The organism is Georgenia satyanarayanai, assembly GCF_023715365.1.
Taxonomy (GTDB): Bacteria; Actinomycetota; Actinomycetes; order Actinomycetales; family Actinomycetaceae; genus Oceanitalea; species Oceanitalea satyanarayanai_B.
In genome coordinates this window covers 154,298-176,871 of record NZ_JAMBNZ010000004.1, presented here as the reverse complement: position 1 = coordinate 176,871, position 22,574 = coordinate 154,298, and the positions used below count along the sequence as shown (strand labels likewise).

At 72.9% G+C, this 22,574-nt stretch carries 14 protein-coding genes and 1 riboswitch; of the genes, 9 read left to right on the top strand and 5 right to left on the bottom strand.

Annotated elements, in window-relative coordinates:
• Nucleotides 1–58 precede the first annotated feature (58 nt).
• From pulA to M3148_RS06780, 8 genes are all read left to right on the top strand, one after another.
• Entirely contained in the window at nt 59–6,100 is a 6,042-nt protein-coding gene (gene pulA / locus M3148_RS06815) for a pullulanase-type alpha-1,6-glucosidase (protein WP_251303932.1), read from the top strand.
• 131 nt (nt 6,101–6,231) lie between these two features.
• On the top strand, nt 6,232–7,089 hold the full coding sequence (gene purU, locus M3148_RS06810) for a formyltetrahydrofolate deformylase (protein WP_251303931.1): 858 nt from the start codon (nt 6,232–6,234) through the stop codon (nt 7,087–7,089).
• 247 nt (nt 7,090–7,336) lie between these two features.
• On the top strand, nt 7,337–7,834 hold the full coding sequence (locus M3148_RS06805; protein WP_251303930.1) for a GNAT family N-acetyltransferase: 498 nt from the start codon (nt 7,337–7,339) through the stop codon (nt 7,832–7,834).
• An 18-nt stretch (nt 7,835–7,852) separates the two neighbouring features.
• A riboswitch (ZMP/ZTP riboswitch) is annotated at nt 7,853–7,941 on the top strand.
• Nucleotides 7,942–7,992: 51 nt separating this feature from the next.
• On the top strand, nt 7,993–9,291 hold the full coding sequence (gene glyA / locus M3148_RS06800; protein ID WP_251303929.1) for a serine hydroxymethyltransferase: 1,299 nt from the start codon (nt 7,993–7,995) through the stop codon (nt 9,289–9,291).
• Nucleotides 9,288–10,163 (top strand): bifunctional methylenetetrahydrofolate dehydrogenase/methenyltetrahydrofolate cyclohydrolase, encoded by an 876-nt coding sequence (locus M3148_RS06795; protein WP_251303928.1) that lies wholly within the window; start codon nt 9,288–9,290, stop codon nt 10,161–10,163. The genes glyA and M3148_RS06795 overlap by 4 nt, the downstream gene beginning before the upstream one ends.
• Nucleotides 10,160–11,359: an MFS transporter gene (locus M3148_RS06790; RefSeq protein WP_251303927.1), complete on the top strand. Its 1,200-nt coding sequence runs from the start codon at nt 10,160–10,162 to the stop codon at nt 11,357–11,359. The genes M3148_RS06795 and M3148_RS06790 overlap by 4 nt, the downstream gene beginning before the upstream one ends.
• 101 nt (nt 11,360–11,460) lie before the next feature.
• Nucleotides 11,461–13,956, top strand: a complete 2,496-nt coding sequence (gene ggt, locus M3148_RS06785; protein WP_251303926.1) for a gamma-glutamyltransferase — start codon at nt 11,461–11,463, stop codon at nt 13,954–13,956.
• A gap of 81 nt (nt 13,957–14,037) precedes the next feature.
• A complete protein-coding gene (locus M3148_RS06780; protein WP_251303925.1) occupies nt 14,038–14,853 on the top strand; it encodes an exodeoxyribonuclease III in 816 nt (271 codons plus the stop codon).
• Between the two features lie 128 nt (nt 14,854–14,981).
• On the opposite strand, the gene galK is transcribed toward M3148_RS06780, so the two are convergent.
• Genes galK through M3148_RS06765 form a run of 3 tightly spaced genes read right to left on the bottom strand, consistent with a single transcriptional unit; the run spans nt 14,982 to nt 18,236 of the window.
• Nucleotides 14,982–16,214: a galactokinase gene (galK, locus tag M3148_RS06775; RefSeq protein ID WP_251303924.1), complete on the bottom strand. Its 1,233-nt coding sequence runs from the start codon at nt 16,212–16,214 to the stop codon at nt 14,982–14,984.
• A complete protein-coding gene (gene galT / locus M3148_RS06770; protein ID WP_251303923.1) occupies nt 16,211–17,407 on the bottom strand; it encodes a galactose-1-phosphate uridylyltransferase in 1,197 nt (398 codons plus the stop codon). Before galT ends, galK begins: the two co-directional genes overlap by 4 nt.
• Nucleotides 17,400–18,236, bottom strand: a complete 837-nt coding sequence (locus tag M3148_RS06765; protein WP_251303922.1) for a DeoR/GlpR family DNA-binding transcription regulator — start codon at nt 18,234–18,236, stop codon at nt 17,400–17,402. Before M3148_RS06765 ends, galT begins: the two co-directional genes overlap by 8 nt.
• Nucleotides 18,237–18,508: 272 nt before the next feature.
• Here M3148_RS06765 and M3148_RS06760 point away from each other — a divergent pair, with 272 nt between their 5' ends.
• Complete coding sequence (locus M3148_RS06760) at nt 18,509–19,795, top strand: YihY/virulence factor BrkB family protein (RefSeq protein ID WP_251303921.1); 1,287 nt, start codon at nt 18,509–18,511, stop codon at nt 19,793–19,795.
• A gap of 63 nt (nt 19,796–19,858) precedes the next feature.
• On the opposite strand, the gene M3148_RS06755 is transcribed toward M3148_RS06760, so the two are convergent.
• Together M3148_RS06755 and M3148_RS06750 are read right to left on the bottom strand one after the other, a co-directional pair.
• Nucleotides 19,859–20,602: a succinate dehydrogenase/fumarate reductase iron-sulfur subunit gene (locus tag M3148_RS06755; RefSeq protein WP_251303920.1), complete on the bottom strand. Its 744-nt coding sequence runs from the start codon at nt 20,600–20,602 to the stop codon at nt 19,859–19,861.
• Entirely contained in the window at nt 20,599–22,572 is a 1,974-nt protein-coding gene (locus M3148_RS06750; protein WP_251303919.1) for a fumarate reductase/succinate dehydrogenase flavoprotein subunit, read from the bottom strand. The genes M3148_RS06755 and M3148_RS06750 overlap by 4 nt, the downstream gene beginning before the upstream one ends.
• Nucleotides 22,573–22,574 lie beyond the last annotated feature (2 nt).

Here is a 22,574-nt window from a genome sequence, read left to right as displayed (position 1 = left end):
GCACGGGGCTTTCAGGCGGGGCTACGCTGCGGTCATCATCCGGAGACGAGGGAGTCCCATGTCCGCGAGATCTGCCCGCCCGCGCGCCGCCGTCGCCACTCTTGCAGCCGCCGGGCTGCTCGCGTCAGGCCTGGCCGCCGCCAGTACCGTGCCGGCAGCGGCCGACGACGCCGTCGTCGTGCTGGCCGGGGACCTGCAGTCCGAGCTCGGCTGCCCCGCCGACTGGGACCCCGGGTGCACCGGTGCCGCCCTGGAGGCGACCGGCACCGAGGGCGTCTACTTTGCCGAACTCACCGTCCCCGCCGGGCGCTGGGAGTACAAGGTCGCCGTCGGCGGGACCTGGGACGAGGCCTACGGCGTCGGAGGAGGGGACACCAACTACGCCCTCGACCTCGCCGGACCGGCCGACATCCGCTTCACCTTCGACCGCGCCGACGGCCTCCTCGCGCTCGAGGTCCTCGGCCTCGAGGAGGGCTACACCGACGCGGACGCCGCGCTCGTCGCCGAGCCCGTCCGCCAGCCCGGTGCGGACGAACAGTTCTACTTCGTCATGACCGACCGCTTCGCCGACGGCGACGCGGCCAACAACACCGGTGGCACCGACGGCGGCCGCCTCGACCACGGCTTCGACCCCACCGACAAGGGCTTCTACAACGGCGGTGACATCGCCGGCCTGCACGAGAACCTCGACTACATCCAGGGCCTGGGCACGACGGCGATCTGGCTGACGCCGTCCTTCAAGAACCGCCCCGTCCAGGGCGAGGGCGAGAACGCCTCCGCCGGCTACCACGGGTACTGGATCACTGACTTCACCCAGATCGATCCGCACCTCGGCACCAACGAGGAGCTCGAGGCGCTCATCGACGACGCCCACGACCGCGGGATCAAGGTCTACTTCGACATCATCACCAACCACACCGCCGACGTCGTCGACTACGCGGAGGGCGAGTACGGCTACGTCGACACGGCCACCTCCCCCTACCGGGACGCCGACGGCGAGGTCTTCGACCCGGGCACCTACGCCGGCACCGACCAGTTCCCCGAGCTCGACGCCGAGACCTCCTTCCCCTACACCCCCGTCGTCGAGGAGGGCATGGAGGACGTCAAGGTCCCCGAGTGGCTCAACGACGTCACGCTCTACCACAACCGCGGGAACTCGACGTGGGAGGGGGAGTCGGTCACCTACGGCGACTTCGACGGGCTCGACGACCTCATGACCGAGCACCCGACCGTCGTCGACGGCTTCATCGAGGTCTACCAGGACTGGATCGACCTCGGCATCGACGGCTTCCGCATCGACACCGCCAAGCACGTGAACTTTGAGTTCTGGGAGGAGTGGACCGCCGAGGTCCTCGACCACGCCCGCGCCCAGGGCAACGAGGAGTTCTTCATGTTCGGCGAGGTCTACGACGCCGACGCCCGCCTCCTGTCCCCGTACGTGCGCGACACCGACATGAACGGCGTCCTCGACTTCGCCTACCAGTCGGCCGCGGTCAGCTACGCCAAGGGCTTCACGGCCGCGGGCCTGTCCGGGCTCTTCGCCGCGGACGCGTACTACACGACCCCGCGGACGAGCGCCCACGACCTGCCGACCTTCCTCGGCAACCACGACATGGGCCGCGTCGGCTTCTTCCTCCAGGGCTCCGGCGACGAGCGCGAGCGCTCGATGCTCGCCCACTCCCTCATGTACCTCACCCGCGGCCAGCCGGTCGTCTACTACGGCGACGAGCAGGGCTTCGTCGGCCAGGGCGGGGACAAGGACGCCCGTCAGTCGCTCTTCGCCAGCCAGGTGCAGCAGTACCAGGACGAGGAGACGCTGGACGGCGAGCCGATCGGCGCGCAGGACCGGTACGACACCGACGCGCCCCTCTACACGCACATCGCCGGGCTCGCCGAGCTGCGCTCGAGCACCCCGGCGCTCGCGACCGGCGCGCAGGTCGAGCTCCACGCCGACGACGGCGCCGGGGTCTACGCCTTCGCCCGGGTGGACCGGGAGGAGCGGCGCGAGCACGTCGTCGCCGTCAACAACCGCACCGCCGCGGCCACGGCCACCTTCACCACCCTCACGCCCGGTGCCACCTACACCTCCCTGTACGGGGACCACGCCACCGTGACGGCGGACGCGACGGGGGCGGTGACGCTCAGCGTGCCCCCGCTGTCCGCCGTCGTCCTCGTCGCCGACGGGACCGTGGGCGCGCCTGCGGAGCCCGGCGACATCACGCTCTCACCCGCCCAGGGCGGCCGCCTCGACGGCGTCGCCCCCGTCGGCGCCGACGTCGCCGACGACGTGTGGGCGGAGACCTCCTTCGCCTACCGGCTCGTCGGGGCTGAGGAGTGGACCGCGCTCGGCACCGCCGAGGGCGATGCGCCGCGGGTCTTCCACGACGTCTCCGGGCTGCCGACCGGCACGCTCGTCGAGTACCGCGCCGTGTCCGTGGACGCCGCGGGGAACCGCAGCGCCGCCTCGACGGTCGGCTCGGTGGGCCAGGCGGTGGACGGCACCGCGCCGGAGCAGCCGGGCGGTGACCTCGTCACCGTGCCGGGCAGCCACAACGCCGCCATGGGCTGCCCCGGTGACTGGCAGCCCGACTGCGAGGCCGCGTCCCTCGCCCTCGGTGAGGACGGCGTCTACTCCGCGACCTTCGACCTGCCCGCCGGCAGCTACGAGTACAAGGTCGCCGTCGGCGGCAGCTGGGACGTCAACTACGGGGCCGGGGGCGTGCCCGGCGGTGACAACGTCACCTACACCCACGGGGGCGGGCCGATCACCTTCTTCTACGACCCGGTGACCCACCTCTTCGCGAACACCGCGGAGGGCCCGGTCATCACCCTGCCCGGCAGCTTCCAGAGCCAGGTCGGGTGCCCCGGCGACTGGCAGCCGGACTGCATGGCCACGTGGATGACCGACCCCGACGGCGACGGCACCTACACCTGGGAGACGGCGGGGCTCGCGACCGGCAGCTACGAGGTCAAGGTGGCCCACGGCCGCAGCTGGGACGAGAACTACGGCGCGGGCGGCGTCCTCGACGGCCCGAACGTCACGTTCAGCGCCACGGGCGGCGAGCTCGTGTCCTTCAGCTACGACCTCGAGACCCACGTGCTCACCGTCGAGGCGACCGACCCGCCCCTGGCCGGCACCGGTCAGCTCGCCGCGCACTGGCTCGACGAGACGACCATCGCGTGGCCGGCCTCCCTCGTGCCCGCCGGCACCGACCTCGCCGAGCTCGAGTGGTCCCTGCACCACGCCGCCGCGGGTGGCATGGAGGTCCTCGACGGGGAGGTCGACGGCGCTGACGGCTCCGCGGAGCTCACCCTCGTGGGACAGGGACTGCCGGAGGCGCTCGCCGAGCGCTTCCCACACCTCGCCGAGCACCTCGCCCTGCGCGTGGAGGGCCTGAGCACCTCCGAGGTGCAGGAGCTCCTCACCGGTCAGGTGCAGGTGCTGCAGCGGCAGGGGGAGGTCGTCTCGGCCTTCACCGGGCTGCAGGTCCCCGGAGTGCTCGACGACCTCTACGCGGACGCGGCCGCGGGCCGCACGCTCGGGGTCGAGTGGGGTGAGGACGGCGCGCCGTCCCTCGCCCTGTGGGCGCCCACCGCCACCGACGTCGATCTCCACCTGTGGGCCCAGCCGCAGGCAGGAGCTGGCGCCGCGGCCGCCGTCACCGGCGAGCCCGAGGTCCTCGACATGTCCCGCGCGGACGACGGCACGTGGACCGTCGAGGGCGAGCCCGGCTGGGAGGACGCGGCCTACCGCTTCGCCGTCACCGTCTACGCCCCCAGCGTGGACGAGGTCGTCACCAACGAGGTCACCGACCCCTACGCCGTCGGGCTCACCGAGAACTCCACCCACTCTGTGCTTGTCGACCTCGACGACCCGCGCTGGGCGCCGGAGCTGTGGGCCGACACCCCGCGGCCGGTCGTCGAGCGGCCGGTGGACCGCACGATCTACGAGCTGCACGTGCGCGACTTCTCGATCAGCGACGAGACCGTGCCCGAGGAGCTGCGCGGCACCTACCGCGCCTTCGCGCAGGAAGGCAGCGACGGGATGCGCCACCTGCGCACGCTCGCCGAGGCCGGGATGAACACCGTCCACCTCCTGCCGACCTTCGACATCGCCACGATCGAGGAGGACCCGGCGGCACGCACCGAGCCGGACGTGCCCGACGCCGCACCGGACTCCGAGGAGCAGCAGGCCGCCGTCAGTGCCGCCCGCGACCTCGACGGCTTCAACTGGGGCTACGACCCGTGGCACTTCTCGACGCCCGAGGGCTCCTACGCCGTCGAGCGGGACGGCGGCAGCCGCACGGCCGAGTTCCGCACCATGGTCGGCGGCCTGCACGCCGCCGGGCTCCAGGTCGTGCTCGACGAGGTCTACAACCACACGAGCGCCTCCGGGCAGGACGAGCGGTCCGTGCTCGATCGGGTGGTCCCCGGCTACTACCACCGGCTCAGCGCCACCGGCAGCGTCGAGACGTCCACGTGCTGCCAGAACGTCGCCACCGAGCACGAGATGGCCGAGAAGTTCATGGTCGACTCTGTCCTCACCTGGGCCACCGACTACGGGGTCGACGGCTTCCGCTTCGACCTCATGGGCCACCACTCGCGCGACAACATGCTGGCCGTCCGCGACGCGCTGGACGCCCTCACCCTCGAGGACGACGGCGTGGACGGTGAGTCCGTCTACGTCTACGGCGAGGGCTGGAACTTCGGGGAGGTCGCCGACAACGCCCGCTTCGAGCAGGCGACCCAGGGCCAGCTCGACGGGACCGGCATCGGAACCTTCTCCGACCGGCTGCGCGACGCCGTCCGCGGCGGCGGGCCCTTCGACGAGGACCAGCGCACGATCCAGGGCTTCGGCTCGGGCTCCTTCACCGACCCGAACGCCGTCGCCGAGGGGACGCCGGAGGAGCAGGCGGCGCGACTGGCCCACCAGACCGACCTCGTGCGGCTCGGGCTGGCCGGCAACCTCGCCGGCTACTCCTTCCTCACCGCTGCCGGTGAGGAGCAGACCGGCGCGGAGATCGACTACAACGGCCAGCCCGCCGGGTACGCCACCCAGCCCGACGAGGTCGTCACCTACGTCGACGCCCACGACAACGAGACGCTGTTCGACAACCTCGCGCTCAAGCTTCCGGTCGAGACCTCGATGGGGGACCGGGTGCGGATGAACACGCTGTCGCTGGCGACGACGGCGCTCTCGCAGACGCCGTCGTTCTGGCACGCGGGGACCGACCTGCTCCGCTCGAAGTCGCTGGATCGCAACAGCTACAACTCCGGTGACCACTTCAACCGGCTCGACTGGTCGATGCGGACGAACAACTTCGGCGTCGGCCTGCCCCCGGCGGAGGACAACGCCGCCGCCTGGGACGTCATGCGCCCCCTCCTGGCAAACCCGGACCTGCGCCCGGAGCAGGCCGACATCGAGCAGTCCACCGCGATGGCCCAGGACCTCCTCGAGCTGCGGTTCTCCACCGAGCTGTTCCGGCTCGGGTCGGCCGAGCTCATCGAGGAGAAGGTGACCTTCCCGGGCTCGGGGCCGGACGCGACGCCCGGCCTGCTCGTCATGGCGGTGGACGACACCGCCGGGACCGAGGATGTCGACGCCGCCCTCGACGGCGTGCTCGCGGTCTTCAACGCCTCCCCGGAGGCGGTCACCGAGCAGGTGGACGGCTTCGCGGGACGGGCGCTCGCGCTCTCGCCGGTGCAGGTGGACGGCGCCGACGACGTCGTGCGGGAGACCGTGTGGGACGCCGAGACCGGCAGCGTGACCGTGCCGGCCCGCACCGTCGCGGTGCTCGTCGAGGCGCAGGACCCGGTCGACCCGACGGACCCGCCGGTCGACCCGACCGACCCGCCGGTCGACCCGACGGACCCGCCGGTCGACCCGACCGACCCGCCGGTCGACCCGACGGACCCGCCGGTCGGCCCGCCGTCGGGCGGCGGCGACGGCGGCCCGGAGAGCGACGACGGCCGGCCCGGCGCAGGGCCCGGCGGGAAGCTGCCGCAGACCGGTGCCGGCCTCGCCGTGCCGGTGGTGGTCGCGCTGCTCCTGCTCCTCGCGGGCGCGACGCTCGTCAACCGGCGGCGCCGGCTCGGCTGAGCACGCCGCTGCGCACGGCGTGTGGGTTCCGGGTCCTGAGGGGACCCGGGACCTACACGTCGTCGCGACCAGCGGGCCGGGGAACGGACCGTTGCCCGGGCGGGCCGGCGCGGTCGGCTAGCCTCTGGCGGGTGAACACCGACGGCGACCTCCACCTCGTCCTGTCCCTCTCGTGCCCCGACCGGCCCGGCATCGTCAGCGCCGTCGCCGGGCTCCTGGCCGAGCACGGCGGGAACATCACCGAGTCCCAGCAGTTCGGCGACCCCTCCACCGGACTCTTCTTCATGCGCGTTCAGGTCCAGACCGGCGCGCCCCGGGAGGAGCTCGAGGCGGCGCTCGCCGAGCTCGCCGGACGCTTCAAGATGACGTGGCACCTGGACGTCGTCGGCCGTCCGCTGCGCACGCTCGTCCTCGTGTCCAAGGCGGCGCACTGCCTCGCCGACCTCGCCTACCGCCAGCGCAACGACCGCCTGCCCATCGACGTCGTCGGGGTCGTCTCCAACCACACCGTCCTCGGGGACCTCGCCCGGTTCTACGACTACGACTTCCACCACGTGCCGGTCACCGCCGACACCAAGCCGCAGGCCGAGGCGCGGCTGCTCGAACTCGTCGAGGAGCAGGACGTCGAGCTCGTCGTCCTTGCCCGCTACATGCAGGTGCTCTCCGACGACCTGTGCCGCCGCCTCGAGGGGCGGGTCATCAACATCCACCACTCCTTCCTGCCGAGCTTCAAGGGCGCCCGTCCCTACGCCCAGGCCCACGCGCGCGGCGTCAAGCTCATCGGTGCCACCGCCCACTACGTCACCGCGGACCTCGACGAGGGCCCGATCATCGAGCAGGACGTCGAGCGGGTGGACCACGGCGACGACGAGCGCGAGATGGTGGCCCTCGGCGAGGACGTCGAGCGCAGGGTCCTCGCGCGTGCGGTGCGCTGGCACGCCGAGCACCGCGTCCTGCGCGACGGCGCCCGCACCGTCATCTTCCGCTGACCCCGAGCTCGGTCGCGCCCGCCCCTCCCCGCCGACAGCTGGATTGCGCCGGGCGCCTGCCCCCAACCGCTGGGCGCAATCCGGCTGTCGCGAGGGGTGTTCCCCTCCTGCGCCGACAGCCGGATTGCTCCAGGTGCACGACGGTCACCGCCTGGCGCAATCCGGCTGTCGGCGGGAGGGGGGCTGGGAGGGGGATCGCGGGGTGGACGAGTACGCGCCTGCGGGGGGACGGTGCAAGGATGGCGGCATGGACGACGTTCGCATCGATGTGGTCGACGACGACGCCGCCGGCGAGCTGCTGACGGTGCGGCGGGCGGCCTTTGTCACCGAGGCCCAGCTCTACGGCGACCCCAGCATCCCTGCCCTCACGCAGACCCTCGAGGAGCTGCGCGCCGACCTGCAGCGCCCGGAGGTCGTCACCCTCGGAGCCTGGATCGGCACCCGGCTCGTCGGCTCGATCCGCGTGGAGCTCGAGGGCGAGCGGGCCAACCTCGGCCGCCTCGCCGTCGTCCCGGACCTCCAGGGCCAGGGCCTGGGCACGCAGCTGCTCATGTCGGTCCTCGAGTACCTGCCGGAGCAGACCAAGGAGGTCTGGGTCTTTACCGGCCAGGACTCCAAGCAGAACCTGTCGATGTACGCCAAGCACGGGTACGAGCACCAGTACGACCAGCACACCGGTGACCTCACCTACGCCTACCTGCGCCGCATCCTCGGCGAGGAGGAGCCGGCCGAGCACCAGGGCTGAGCCGGAGCGGGTAGAGTCTGTCCCTGTCGCGACTGGCGCCAGAGGTGGATCACCACCGGGGAGCGACGAACCACGCAGACCTCAGGTCGCCCGCCTGGGCCGAGGGTCACCGGCAACGCGCGCTCCGGCGCGCACCCAGTGAGACATGCGGAGGAACGATGAGCCAGCCCACCGACACGCGCCCGGTCGCCGACCAGGCCCTCGCCGAGCTCGACCCCGAGATCGCCGCCGTCCTCGACGGCGAGCTCACCCGCCAGCGGGAGACGCTGGAGATGATCGCCAGCGAGAACTTCGTCCCGCGCGCCGTCCTGCAGGCGCAGGGCTCGGTGCTGACGAACAAGTACGCCGAGGGCTACCCCGGCAAGCGCTACTACGGCGGGTGCGAGCAGGTCGACATCGCGGAGAACCTCGCGATCGAGCGCGCGAAGTCGCTGTTCGGCGCCGCGTACGCCAACGTCCAGCCCCACTCCGGCGCCACCGCCAACGCCGCGGTGCTCCACGCCATCGCCCGCCCGGGGGACAAGGTCCTGGGCCTGTCCCTGCCGCACGGTGGCCACCTCACCCACGGCATGAAGATCAACTTCTCCGGCCGTCTCTACGACATCGCCGCCTACGGCGTCGACGAGCAGACCCACCGCATCGACATGGACCAGGTGCGCGAGCAGGCCCTCGCCGTGCGCCCCAAGGTCATCATCGCCGGCTGGTCGGCCTACCCGCGCCACCTCGACTTCGCCGCCTTCCGGGCGATCGCGGACGAGGTCGGCGCGTACCTGTGGACCGACATGGCCCACTTCGCCGGGCTCGTCGCCGCCGGCCTGCACCCCAACCCGGTGCCGCACTCCGACGTCGTCTCCACGACCATCCACAAGACCCTCGGCGGCCCCCGCTCGGGCATGATCCTGTCCCGTGACGCCGAGGACCTGGGCAAGAAGCTCAACTCCGCGGTCTTCCCGGGCCAGCAGGGCGGCCCCCTCATGCACGTCATCGCCGCCAAGGCCGTGGCGCTCAAGGTCGCCGCCGGCGAGGAGTTCGCCGACCGTCAGCGCCGCACCCTCGAGGGCGCGCGGATCATCGCCGAGCGCCTCATGGCCCCGGCCGTCGCCGAGGCCGGCGTCTCCGTCGTCACCGGCGGCACCGACGTCCACCTCGTCCTCGTCGACCTGCGCAGCTCCGCCCTCGACGGCCAGCAGGCGGAGGACCTTCTCCACACCGCCGGGATCACGGTCAACCGCAACGCGGTGCCCTTCGACCCGCGCCCGCCGCGCGTCACCTCCGGCCTGCGCATCGGCACGCCCGCCCTGGCCACCCGCGGCTTCGGGGCCGCGGAGTTCACCGAGGTCGCCGACATCATCGCCACCGCCCTCACCGAGGGCACAGCGGCGGACGTCACCGCCCTGCACGCCCGCGTCACGGCGCTCACCGACGCGTTCCCGCTGTACGAGGGCCTGCAGCAGTGACCGCACGCGTCCTGGACGGAAAGGCCACCGCCGCGCAGATCAAGTCCGAGCTCGCCACCCGCGTCGCCGCGCTGCGTGAGCGCGGCATCGTGCCCGGGCTGGGCACGGTGCTCGTGGGCGAGGACCCGGGCTCGCGCAGCTACGTCGCGGGCAAGCACCGCGACTGCGCCGAGATCGGCATCGAGTCGATCCGTGTCGACCTGCCGGCCACGGCCACCGAGGAGGAGATCCTCGCGGCCGTGGACCGGCTCAACGCCGACCCCGCCTGCACCGGCTACATCGTCCAGCTCCCGCTGCCCGCGGGCGTGGACACCAACGCCGTCCTCGAGCGCATCGACCCGGACAAGGACGCCGACGGCCTGCACCCGACGAACCTCGGCCGTCTCGTCCTGCGCGTCAAGGAGCCGGTCACCAGCCCGCTGCCGTGCACCCCGCGCGGCGTCATCGAGCTGCTCGACCGTCACGACGTCGACCTCGCGGGCAAGCATGTCGTCGTCGTGGGCCGCGGGACCACGGTGGGGCGCAGCATCGGCCTGCTCCTCACCCGCCGCGAGGTCAACGCGACCGTCACCCTCACCCACACCGGCACCCGTGACCTCGCCGCGCACGTGCGCCAGGCCGACGTCGTCGTCGCCGCTGCCGGGGTGCCCGGGATCGTCACGGCGGACATGGTGCGCCCCGGAGCCGCGGTGCTCGACGTCGGCGTGAGCCGCGTCGAGGACCCCGACACCGGCAGGGCACGCCTGCGCGGGGACGTCGCCGACGGCGTCGCGGACGTCGCCGGGTGGCTCTCGCCCAACCCGGGCGGGGTCGGTCCGATGACCCGCGCGATGCTGCTCGCCAACGTCGTGGACTCGGCCGAGCAGTCGTGACGTCGCTGCCACGGCCGCGGCGCGCCGCCGTCGCGGCCGTGGTGGCCGTCCTCCTCCTGGGCATGTGCCTGCGCGCCCCGGTGACGGCCGTGGGGCCGCTCATCGACCGCATCGGCGCCGACACCGGTCTGGGCCCGACGGCACTCGGCCTGCTCGGAGCGCTGCCCGTCCTCGGCTTCGGGGTCGGCTCGGTGCTGGCGCACCGTCCGGCCGTGCGTTTCGGGCTCGAGCGCGTCATCGCCGTTGCGCTCCTCGCGCTCGCGGCTGCACTCGTGGTGCGCTCGCTGCCGGTCCCCGGCGCGCTGTGGCTCGGTACCGCCGTCATCGGCCTCGCCATCGCGGCAGGCAACGTCCTGGCCCCTGCCGTCGTCAAGCGCGACCAGCCTCACCGCATCGCCCTCGTCACCGCGTGCTTCACCGCTGTCATGACCACGACGGCGGCGGTCGCCTCCGGCATCGCCGTCCCCGTCTCCGACGCCTGGGGCGGCGGGTGGCGTCAGCCGCTGGCGGGTTTCGCCGTCGTCGTCGGTGTCGTCGCCGTCATCTGGGGCGTGCGGGCGGTGCGGGCCGGACCGGCGACGGCCCCGGACCCGCCTGCGGCCGTGAGCGCCGGGCCGCCGGCCGTGACGATGTGGCGCAGCCGCAGCGCCTGGCTGGTCAGCCTGTTCATGGGCCTGCAGTCGGCGAGCTTCTACATCCTCGTCAACTGGCTTCCCACCATCGAGGCGTCCCTGGGCCTGGACCTTCGCACCGCCGGCTGGCACCTGTTCGTCTACCAGGTGGTCGGCATGCTCTCGGGCTTCGGGGTCACCGTGCTCATGCGGCGGCGCACCGACCTGCGCGGGCTCGGCGTGGCGGTGGGGCTGTGCATGACGGTGGCCATGGTCGGCCTGCTCCTCGCACCCGGGATCGCCGTGGTGTGGGTGGTCCTCGCCGCCGTCGCGTCCGGCAGCTCCCTCGTGCTGGCGCTCAGCCTCTTCGGGCTGCGCACCGCACACGCCCGCGAGACCGCGCAGCTCTCGTCCATGGCGCAGGCGATCGGCTACGTCGTGGCAGCCTGCGGGCCGCTGGTGGCCGGGTGGATCGGCGGCACGGTGGCGTGGGAGCTGGTCCTCGTCCTCACGGCTGTCATCGCACTCGCCCAGGCGGTCGTCGCACTGGGCGCGGGCCGGCCGGGCCTCGTGCTCGACCGCTGAGGCACGCACGAACCACCCGCCAGTCATCCTTCTCGACGATGTCCCCGGCGGAGGGACCCCCGTAGCATCCACGGACGGTCCCTACAGCACGGAGGACAACGATGTCGCACCACGCGAGACGGCCGCTCCGGCCGGGCACCCTCACCCTGGCGCTGACGGCGGCACTCGTCGCCGGCGCTGTCCCGGCGGCCCACGGCCTGCCGCAGGAGCACGACAGGGAGGCGACCGCCACCGGCTACGACGGCGCGGTCGCCTCCCTGGACCCCTATGCCTCGGCCGCCGGCCTGGAGGTGCTGCGCGAGGGCGGGAACGCCGTCGACGCCGCCGTCGCCGCCTCCGCCGCGCTCGGCGTCACCCGCCCCTACGACGGCAGCATCGGCGGCGGCGGCTTCTTCGTCCTCTACTCCGCCGACACCGGTGAGGTGACGACGATCGACTCCCGCGAGGAGGCGTGGGCGGCGATGGAGCCGGACGTCTTCCTCGAGGACGGCGCGCCCATCCCCTTCGCCGAGCGGCGCGTCTCGGGACTTTCCCAGGGCGTGCCCGGACTCGTCCGCGGGTGGGAGCTGGCGCTGTCGCAGTACGGGACGAAGCCGCTCGCCGAGGTGCTGGAGCCGGCCGTGCGGCTGGCCGACGACGGCTTCGTCGTCGACGCCCAGTACGAGTCGCGGACCGCGGACAACCTCGAGATCTTCCAGGACTTCACCTCGAGCACCGAGACCTTCCTCGTCGACGGCGAGGCGCCCACGGAGGGCACCGTCATCGCCAACGAGGAGCTCGCCGACACCTACCGCCTCCTCGGCGAGGAGGGCGCCGACGTCTTCTACGAGGGCGAGATCGCCGAGGCGATCGTCGCGACGAACACCAACCCGCCGCTGGCCGATGGCGCCGAGCGCCCGGTCCGGCCCGGGGAGATGACCCTCGCGGACCTCGCCGGCTACGAGGCGCTCGAGCAGGAGCCCACGGTCGTGGACTACCGCGGGCTGGAGGTCTACGGGATGGCGCCGCCCTCGAGCGGCGGCTCGACGGTGGGGGAGGCCCTCAACATCCTCGAGGGCTTCGACCTGTCCGGCATGGCCGAGGAGGAGGTCCTCCACCACATGGCCGAGAGCTCGGCGCTCGCCTTCGCCGACCGCAACGCCTACGTCGGTGACGAGGCGTTCCTCGACGTGCCCCTCACCGGCCTGCTCTCCCAGGGCTTCGCCGACGAGCGGCGCGAGCTCGTCGGCCCTGAGGCGCAGGCCCGGCCTGTCCCGGCCGGGGACCCGTGGCCCTACGACGACGGCGCGGGCGCGGCCGCGTCCGCCGGGTCCGCGGAGGGGCACGGCTCGACGACGCACCTCACGGTCGCCGACCGGTGGGGCAACGTCGTGAGCTACACCTTCACGATCGAGCAGATCGGCGGCAGCGGGATCGCCGTGCCCGGGTACGGATTCCTCCTCAACAACCAGCTCACCGACTTCGAGCCCGACCCCGAGCACCCCGCCAACGCGCCGGAGGGCGGCAAGCGGCCGCGCAGCAGCATGGCACCGACGATCGTGCTCGACGACGGTGCCCCTGTCGCCGCCTTCGGCTCACCCGGCGGGTCGACGATCATCACGACGGTGCTCCAGGTGGCGATCAACCACCTCGACCTGGGCATGTCGCTGCCCGAGGCCATCGCCGCTCCGCGGCTGTCCAGCCGCAACGGCGGGGCGAGCGAGGCGGAGGCCGCGATCGCCGGCACCGCGCTCGGTGAGGCACTCCGTGCGCGGGGCCACACGGTCAACGAGGTGGCCACGCTCGGCAACGTCACCGGTATCGCCTTCCTGCCGGACGGGCGCCTGCAGGCCGCAGCAGAGCCGAGGCGCTCCGGTGGGGGCAGCGCGATGGTCGTGCGGACCGGGCAGCCGGGCCCGCGGCCGCCGGAGCCGGAGTACGGCTTCTTCCTCAGCAACGGCTGGGGCGGCGGCGCCGCGGACGTGGCCTTCGCCTACGGCCGGCACACCGACGAGGTCCTCATCGGTGACTGGGACGGGGACGGCACCGACACGATCACGGTGCGGCGGGGCGCGCGCTACTACGTGGGCAACGACCTGAGGGGCGGTCCGGCGGAACGGGAGATCGTCTACGGCCGCGCCGACGACCACGTCCTCGTCGGCGACTGGGACGGGGACGGCACCGACACGTTGGCGGTGCGCCGCGGCAGGACCTACCACGTGAAGAACTCGCTGACCGGCGGGCCCGCGGACGTCGTGACCGACTACGGGCGCCCGGACGACGAGGTGCTCGTCGGTGACTGGGACGGCGACGGGGACGACACCGTCACCGTGCGCCGCGGCGCGACCTACCACGTGAAGAACGACCTCCGAGGTGGGGCCGCCGACACCGTCGTCACGTACGGCCGGGCCGGTGACGTCACGCTCACGGGTGACTGGGACGGCAACGGGACCGACACCCTCGCCGTGCGGCGCGGGCGCGTCTACCACGTCGTCAACTCCCTGCGCGGGGGGCCGGCGGAGCGGGTGGTGGCCTACGGCCGCGAGGGCGACGAGGTCTACGTGGGCGACTGGGACGGCAACGGCACCGACACCCTCGGCCTGCGCCGCACCCCGTAGCAGCGGCCGGCCCCGCAGCCGCACCGGCTGCGGGGCCGGGCCGTTTTCGGTCCAGCCGGTGGCCGAGGTGAGAATGGCCGGATGCTGAGAATCGCCACCGTCAACGTCAACGGGATCCGCGCCGCCGTCCGCAAGGGCATGGACACGTGGCTCGCGGACCGCTCGCCCGACCTGCTCCTCCTCCAGGAGGTCCGCGCCCCCGACGACGTCGTCCACGACCTCCTCGGGGAGGGCTGGCACGTGGCCCACCAGGCCTGCGACATCAAGGGCCGGGCCGGGGTGGCCGTCGCGTCCCGGCTGCCCGCCACGGCGGTGCGGGTGGGCCTGGGCGACGACGAGCCGCCCGTCGACACCGGCCGCTGGGTGGAGATGGACGTCGAGCTGCCGGGCAGCGACCGTCGGCTCACCCTGGTGTCCGTCTACGTCCACTCCGGGACGGCGAACGAGCCGGAGCGGATGGCCGCGAAGTATGCGCACCTGGACAAGGTGACCGCGCGGCTGACCACGCTCTCTGAGCAGGCGGCGGCGGGGGAGCGGGACGTCGTCGTGGGCGGGGACGTCAACATCGTCCACCGGCCCGTCGACATCAGGAACTGGAAGAGCAACCACAACCGCACGTCCGGCGTGCTCGACCAGGAGATCGCTTACCTCGACCGCTGGTTCGACGCCCTCGCCTACGTCGACCTCGGTCGCCGCCTCGGCGGGGAGGGCCCGGGCCCCTACACGTGGTGGTCGATGCGCGGGAAGGCCTTCGACAACGACGCCGGCTGGCGGATCGACTACCTGCTGTCCTCGCCCGGTTTCGCCGAGCGGGCCCGCACGGCGACGGTCGACCGTGCCGCCGCCTACGACCAGCGCTTCTCCGACCACGCCCCGCTCGTCGTCGACGTGGACTGAAAGCTCCCACTCACGCCGACAGCTGGGTCTCGCCCTGCGAGCTCCCGGCAGAGTCCAGCTGTCGGTGCGGAGGGAGGTGGCGTCGGCGTCGCCTGACACCCCACCAACCGGCGCGAGAGGGGCGCGGCTCAGGCGGTGCGGGCGGCGGGGGCGCTCGCGGGGGCGAGGAGGAAGGCCGGTGCGGCGAAGCCGGCCGCGGCGAAGGCCGCGCCGACCTCCCCTGCCACCCGCTCGGCCTGCCCGGCCGGGAGCAGGGCGATCGCGGAGCCGCCGAAGCCGCCGCCGGTCATCCGGGCGCCGTGGGCGCCGGCAGCCGTCGCGGTCTCCACCGCGAGGTCGAGCTCGGCGCAGGAGATCTCGTAGTCGTCGCGCATCGAGACGTGCGAGCCCACCATGAGCGCGCCGAGCGCCGCCGCGCGGGCGGGGTCGAGCGGCCCGGCGTCGAGCTCCTCGGCGAAGCGGGCGACGCGCTCGATCTCGGTGACGACGTGGCGCACCCGCCGCTGGACCACCGGGTCGGCCAACGAGGCCAGGGCGGCGTCGAGGTCCTCGACCTCGCGCAGCGTCGTCACGCCGAGCTGCCGGGCGGCGCGCTCGCAGCTGTCGCGGCGCTCGGCGTACTGGCCGTCGACGAGCGCGTGCGGGGCGCGGGTGTCGATGACGAGCAGCTCCAGCCCCGCCGCCTCGAGCGCAAAGGGGACCTGCCGGGTGGAGCCGTCGCGGCAGTCGAGGAGCAGGGCCCGGCCCTCCTCGGCCCGCAGCGAGGCGGACTGGTCCATCCCGCCGGTCGGTGCCCCGGCAACCTCGTTCTCCGCACGCACGCAGGCGGCCGCGAGACGGGCCCGTCCGGCGTCGTCAGCCGCCAGGCCCAGCCCCCACAGCTCGTCGAGCGCGATGGCGACGGCGCACTCGAGCGCCGCCGAGGAGGACAGGCCGGCGCCGTAGGGCACGCAGCTGTCCACGGCGGCGTCGAAGCCGGTCACCCGCTCGGCGGGGACGAGGCCCTCGGCGACCAGCGCCCAGGCGACGCCGACCACGTACGCCGGCCAGCCCTCGACCGCACCCGGCGAGCCCACCGGGCCGACGCCGTCGAGGTCGATCGTGCGCACGCCCGGCTCCTGTCCGGAGGTGAGCCGCACGGTGCGGTCCTCCCGGCGGCGTACCGCGACGTAGGTGCGGTGGGGCAGGGCGATCGGCAGGCACAGGCCGCCGTTGTAGTCGGTGTGCTCCCCGATGAGGTTGACGCGCCCGGGGGCCGCCCACACGCCGTCGGCGGGCTCGGGACCGAGGGCGGAGGCGAGGAGGTCACGGGCCCGGCGGGCGCCGGCGTCGGCGGTCCAGGCAGGGGCGAGGACGCTCACGCCATGACCTCCCGCAGCCGGTCGGCGATGCGCTCGGGGGTGGTGTCGGAGACCCACGCGCCCATGCCGGACTCGGAGCCGGCGAGGTACTTGAGCTTGCCGGGGGCGCGGAGGACGGAGAAGAGCTGCAGGTGCAGACGCAGGTCCTCGCGGCCCTCGTTGACCGGGGCCTGGTGCCACGCGGAGATGTAGGGCAGCGCGATGGCCCGCGGCTCGCCGTCGTCGCCCTCGGTCACGAAGTACTGGTCCCCGGCGCGCAGGAGCCGCAGGTAGATACCGGCGAGGTCGGTGCGCTCCTCGTCCGTGAGGGCGGGCAGGTCCGGGACGTCGCGGCGCGGGGCGAGGTGGATCTCGACGGGCCAGCGCGCGGCGGCCGGCACGTAGGCGGCCCAGTGCTCGGACTCGGCGACGACGCGGCGACCGGAGCGCAGCTCCGCGTCCAGAACGTCGCGCAGGAGATTGCGGCCGGTGGCGGCCCGGTGCTCGCGCGCCTGGCGCAGCATCGTCGCGGTGCGGGGGGTGAGGTAGGGGTAGGCGTAGATCTGCCCGTGCGGGTGGTGGAGGGTCACGCCGATCTCACGGCCGCGGTTCTCGAAGCAGAAGACCTGCTCGACGCCGGGGAGCGCGCCGAGCTCGGTGGTGCGGTCGGCCCAGGCCTCGACGACCGTGCGCATGCGGCGCTCGTCGAGCGTGGCGAGGGAGGCGTCGGGGTCGGGGGAGAAGCAGATGACCTCGCAGCGGCCGGCGGCCGGGCGGACGGGCCACAGCGGCTCGCCGTCGAGGTGGGTGACGACGTCCTCCTCGCCGGGGACCTGGACGAGGGAGGGGAAGCGGTTCTCGAAGACGACGACGTCGTAGTCGTCCGCGGGGATGTCGCCGTCGGTGTACGCCGCGCCGGGACGGGCCGGGGCGAGCGGGTTCGCGTCCGCCGGGGGCAGGTGCGTGCGGTTCATCCGGTGGGTGGCCATCGGGACCCACTCACCGGTGAGGACGTCGTAGCGCATCTGCGGGCCGGTGAAGGGCTGCGGCTCGCCGTCGGGACCGGCCACGGGGCCGAACCGGTCCGGCAGCGGGCGAGGGTCGTCCAGGCGCCGGGTCGCGCCGCCGGAGACGTAGGGCTCGGAGTCGTCGAAGTAGAGGATCTCGCGGCCGTCGGCGAGCGTGCCTCGGGTCTTGCGGACGGTGTCAGTCATCGGAAGCGATCTCCAGGGAGAAGTCGTGCGTGGCGGCTGCGGCGAGGGTCTCCTCGTCCGGCTGTACGTCGGTGACGAGGGCGGCGAGGTCCTCCGCCCGGCAGAAGGTGCGCAGTCCGCGCACGCCCCACTTGCTCGAGTCCAGGACGGCGACGGCGCTGCGGCCGGTCGCGAGCAGCGCCGAGTTCGTCGACGCCTCCTGGAGGTTGGGTGTCATGAGGCCGATGGCGGGGTCGAAGCCGTGCGCGCCGAGGAAGACCCAGTCGACGCGGACGTCGCGCAGGTAGTCGACGGTGGCCGGCCCGACGAGCGCGTCCGAGGGGGTGCGCTCCCCGCCGGTGAGGACGACGGTGGGCGCCGGGCGGCCGGCCTCGCGCGCCTGCATGGCGGCCTGGTGGAGGACGTCGGCGGCGGGCAGGGAGTTGGTGATGACGGTGAGCGTGGCGAAGTGGGGCAGCGCCGTGAGGGCGCGGGCGACGGCGAGGGTGGTGGTGCCCGCCGAGAGCGCGACGGCGTCCCCCGCCTCGACGCGCGAGGCGGCGAGCGTGCCGATGCGCGCCTTCTCGCCCGTGTGCTGCCCGGCCTTGAGGGCGAAGGCCGGCTCCTGTGCGGAGCGGCTGGGGGCGACGGCGCCGCCGTGCACCCGGGCGACGAGCCCGCGCCGGACGAGGCTGGTGATGTCCCGGCGGATCGTCATCTCCGAGACGCCGAGCTGGTCGACCATCTCGGCCACGCGCACGCCCCCGTGCTGGTTGACCGCGGCCAGGATCTGCTGCTGCCGCTGCCGGGCGAGCAATGGTGGTGGCGCCTCGGAACGCTCGGTGTCCATGCGCCCAGTGTGCCAGAAAACTCCCCATAATCGAACATGACCGATCATCGGAGGCGGCACGAACATGCTCTCGTCCCGCTGTGCGCCCGACGGAGGTTACCGTGCCGCCCGTCGACGGGCAGCACGGTGCCTCAGCGGGCGCATGGTGAGGAGTGGAGCCCGTGCAGGGGCGCCCCGAGGCGGGCGCGAAGCCTGGACGCGCGGGGCCGGCGCGGTGGGTCCGCGGGGTCTGCTGATGCCGGGCGGGGGGTTCGTCCCTAGGCTTGCGGGCCATGAGCACCGCTGCCGAGGACCGCCCGTCGCTGGGGGAGCGCGTCACCGCGCTCATGTCGCGCTGGGAGCATTCCCGGCCCGGCCGCGGGCTGGCCCGGTACGCCAAGACGAACGGCGGCCTGCTCGCCGGCGGCATCACCTACTCGGCGCTGTTCTCGATCTTCGCGGCGCTCACGATCGGCTACACGATCTTCATGACCGTGCTCGGCAACAACGCCGAGCTGCGCGAGACCGTGCTGCAGAGCGTGGACGACGCGCTGCCCGGCATCATCGACACGGGCAGCAACGGGGGCCTGGTCAACCCCGACGACCTCGTGCTCAGCACGGCGCTCAACCCCGCGAGCATCGCGGCCGTCGGCGTGCTGCTGTGGACGGCGATCTCCGTCATGGGCGCGCTCAAGCGCTCGATCCGGATGATGTTCGGCATCGTCACGCCCAAGGAGAGCCCCGTCCTCACCCGGGTGCGCGACCTCGGCGGCTTCCTCATCCTCGCCCTCGCGGTCGTGACGACGGCGGCACTGGGCATCGCCGCGGGCGCTGCCGGGCAGTGGCTGCTCGACAGCGTGGGGATCGAGGGCACCTTCGCGTCCGTGGCGCTGCGCGTCCTCGGCTACCTCGTCGCCCTCCTCGTCGACGGTGCGGTGTACGTCCTGCTCTTCCGGGTGCTCGCCGGGGTGCACGTGCCGCGCCGTGACCTCCTCGTCGGGGCGCTGCTCGGCGCGGTGGCCTCCACGGTGCTCCGGCTCTTCGGGACCACCCTCGTCGGCGGCGCCGACAACCCGCTGCTCGCCACGGCCGCCGCCCTCATCACCCTGCTCCTGTGGGTCAACCTCCTCGCTCGCGTCACGCTGATGATCGCGGCGTGGACCGCCAACCCGCCGGCCCCGCCCAAGCCGGACGAGCCGGGCGCGACGAACTTCGACGAGCACCCCAACTACGTCACGCTCTCGGCGCCGGGCACCCTCGCCTGGGACTACGACGCGACGACGGGGACGGTGCAGGCCGCCGAGAAGCTCCGGGAGGAGACCCTCGTCGCCGACCTCGAGCGGCTCGGGGAGGAGGGCGAGGAGGTGCTCGCGCTGCGCCACGCGCAGGACGAGCAGGACGAGTGGAACGAGCGGATGGCCGTGGAGGCTCGCGCCCGGGAGGCGTACTGGGGTGGCCTCGTGGGCCGGGCACGCGAGTGGAACCGCCGCCGCCTGGGCCGGCGCCACGAGACCAAGGACGCTTACGCCGACCGCTCGGCGCGACGCCGTAGGGCTCGCGGCGAGACCCGCCGCCGGTAGTACGACGAACGGCCACCCGCTGCCCCTGAGGACGCGCGGAGTGGCCGGTCGTGAGGGCTGGGCTCAGACGCCGTTGCGCAGCGCCGTCCGCAGGTCGAAGTTCAGCTGGTTGATCGTGTCCAGCGGGATGCCCTTGGGGCACACGGCCGCGCACTCACCGATGTTCGTGCAACCACCGAAGCCCTCGGCGTCCTGCTGGGCGACCATCGACACCACGCGCCCGAGCCGCTCCGGCTGACCCTGGGGCAGCTTGCCGAGGTGGGTGACCTTGGCGGCGGTGAAGAGCATCGAGGAGCCGTTGGGGCAGGCCGCGACGCAGGCGCCGCAGCTGATGCAGGCGGCCGCCTCGAAGGCGGCGTCGGCGTCGGCCTTGGGCACCGGGGTCGCGTGGGCGTCCGGGGCCGCGCCGGTGTTGGCGGAGATGAAGCCGCCGGCCTGGATGATCCGGTCAAAGGCCGAGCGGTCGACGACGAGGTCCTTGATGACCGGGAAGGGGTCCGCGCGCCACGGCTCGACGGTGATGGTGTCGCCGTCCTTGAAGGAGCGCATGTGGAGCTGGCAGACCGTGGTGACCTCCGGCCCGTGCGCGATGCCGTCGATCATGAGGCCGCACATGCCGCAGATGCCCTCGCGGCAGTCGTGGTCGAAGGCCACCGGCTCCTCGCCCTGACCGATGAGCTGCTCGTTGAGGACGTCGAGCATCTCGAGGAAGGACATGTCCTCGGAGACGTCGTCGAGCCGGTAGTCGACCATCCGGCCGCGGGTGGCGGCGTTGGCCTGACGCCAGACCTTGAGGGTGATTCTCACTTGTAGCTCCGCTGCTTCATCTCGACGTACTCGTACACGAGGTCCTCCTTGTGGAGCACGGGTGCCTCACCGGTCCCCGTCCACTCCCACGCCGCCACGTAGGCGAACTCGTCGTCGTGGCGCAGCGCCTCGCCGTCCTCGGTCTGGCTCTCCGCGCGGAAGTGACCGCCGCAGGACTCGCGGCGGTGCAGCGCGTCGATGCACATGAGCTCACCGAGCTCGATGAAGTCGGCGACGCGTCCGGCCTTCTCCAGGGACTGGTTGAAGTCGTCGGCCGCGCCCAGGACCCGTACGTCGCGCCAGTACTCCTCGCGCAGCGCCCGGATCTTCTCGATGGCGGTCTGCAGGCCCTCGGCCGTGCGCTCCATCCCGCAGTACTCCCACATGATGTGCCCGAGCTCCTTGTGGAAGGAGTCGACCGAGCGCGTGCCGCCGGCGCTCATCAGGCGGTCGATGCGGTCCTGGACCGACGCGCGGGCCTCGACCACCGCGGGGTGGTCCTCGGCGACCTTCTCGAAGGGCCCGCCGGCGAGGTAGTCGTTGATCGTGTTGGGCAGGACGAAGTACCCGTCGGCCAGGCCCTGCATGAGCGCGGAGGCGCCCAGCCGGTTCGCGCCGTGGTCGGAGAAGTTCGCCTCACCGGTGACGAAGAGCCCGGGGACGTTGGACTGGAGGTCGTAGTCGACCCACAGCCCGCCCATCGTGTAGTGCACGGCCGGGTAGATGCGCATCGGCACCTCGTAGGGGTTCTCCCCGGTGATGCGCTGGTACATGTCGAAGAGGTTGCCGTACTTCGACTCGACCGCCTTGCGGCCCATCCGCTCGATCGCCTCGGCGAAGTCGAGGTAGACACCGCGACGCACGCCGTCGACCGCCGGGCCCACGCCACGGCCGTCGTCGCACACGTTCTTCGCCTGGCGGGAGGCGATGTCGCGGGGGACGAGGTTGCCGAACGCCGGGTAGGTGCGCTCGAGGTAGTAGTCGCGGTCCTCCTCGGGGATGTCCCGCGGGTCCTTGTCGCAGTCCTCGGCGCGCTTGGGCACCCAGATGCGGCCGTCGTTGCGCAGCGACTCGCTCATGAGCGTGAGCTTGGACTGGTAGTCCCCGGAGACCGGGATGCACGTCGGGTGGATCTGCGTGTAGCAGGGGTTGCCGAACAGGGCGCCCTTGCGGTGCGCGCGCCAGATCGCCGTCGTGTTGGAGCCCATGGCGTTGGTCGACAGGTAGAAGACGTTGCCGTAGCCGCCGGTGGCGAGGACGACGACGTCGGCCAGGTGCGTCTCGATCTCACCGGTCACCATGTCGCGGACGATGACGCCGCGGGCGCGGCCGTCGATGACGACGAGCTCGAGCATCTCGTGGCGCGTGTACATCTGGACCGTGCCGGCGGCGATCTGTCGCTCCAGGGCCTGGTAGGCGCCGATGAGGAGCTGCTGGCCGGTCTGGCCGCGGGCGTAGAAGGTGCGGGAGACCTGGACGCCGCCGAAGGAGCGGTTGTCGAGCAGGCCGCCGTACTCACGGGCGAAGGGCACGCCCTGGGCGACGCACTGGTCGATGATGTTCGCGCTGACCTCGGCGAGGCGGTAGACGTTGGACTCCCGGGAGCGGAAGTCGCCGCCCTTGACGGTGTCGTAGAAGAGCCGGAAGGTCGAGTCGTTGTCGTTGCGGTAGTTCTTCGCCGCGTTGATGCCACCCTGCGCGGCGATCGAGTGCGCCCGGCGCGGGGAGTCCTGGTAGCAGAAGGACTTCACCTGGTAGCCGGCCTCGCCCAGCGTGGCGCCGGCGGAGGCGCCGGCCAGACCGGTACCGACGATGATCGCGCTGATCTTGCGCCGGTTGGCGGGGTTGACGAGGCGGGCGCCGAACTGGCGCTCGCGCCAGCGGCGCTCGACAGGGACGGTGGTCGGGGCCTTGGTGTCGGCGATCGGGGCGCCCTCGCGGTAGAGGCCGTCGATGAGCTGGTCGGTCATGG